The sequence below is a fragment of the Arthrobacter sp. RAF14 genome (assembly GCF_052114185.1).
GTDB lineage: Bacteria > Actinomycetota > Actinomycetes > Actinomycetales > Micrococcaceae > Arthrobacter_E.
In genome coordinates this window covers 1-516 of the sequence record NZ_JBFREG010000019.1, presented here as the reverse complement: position 1 = coordinate 516, position 516 = coordinate 1, and the positions used below count along the sequence as shown (strand labels likewise).

Annotated in this window: 2 rRNA genes; both read right to left on the bottom strand. The window is 57.6% G+C overall.

The features are described 5' to 3' along the window. Positions 1-40: 40 nt before the first annotated feature. Positions 41-157: ribosomal RNA gene (gene rrf / locus AB4Y75_RS16710) — 5S ribosomal RNA — on the bottom strand. Between the two features lie 221 nt (positions 158-378). Then, positions 379-516, bottom strand: a 23S ribosomal RNA gene (locus AB4Y75_RS16705); the annotation flags it as partial.

The following is a 516-nucleotide window of genomic DNA, read 5'->3' as shown; positions in this document are numbered from 1 at the left end:
TGGCCCAAGCGTCGTTGCTTGGGCCACCCTTTGTGGTTGTGTCCGGCGGTGTCCTACTCTCCCACACCCTCACGAGTGCAGTACCATCGGCGCTGTGGGTCTTAGCTTCCGGGTTCGGAATGGGACCGGGCGTTTCCCCCACGCTATGACCGCCGTAACTCTTTCAATCTCCCACCGGGGTGGGGTTGGTTGGAAGGGTCACTGGATCGTTTCCGTGACACGCAACACCRKCCAKGYTCCCTGTGGTGAGACAGGGTGGTGGTGTTGCTTATTTAGTTGTGTTGGTTCCCTCARCAAACGATGGTGSGTTTGTTGTTTGGGGACCGCATGGTGGACGCGTAGCACAGTTTTTTTSACCCACACCCGGGGGTGTGGTGTGTGGTCAGGTTGTCGGCTTATTAGTACCGGTCAGCTTCACAGGTCGTTAGTCCCTGCTTCCACGTCCGGCCTATCAACCCAGTGGTCTGCTGGGAGCCTCTCGACCCCGAAGGGTCATGGAAATCTTATCTTGAAGCG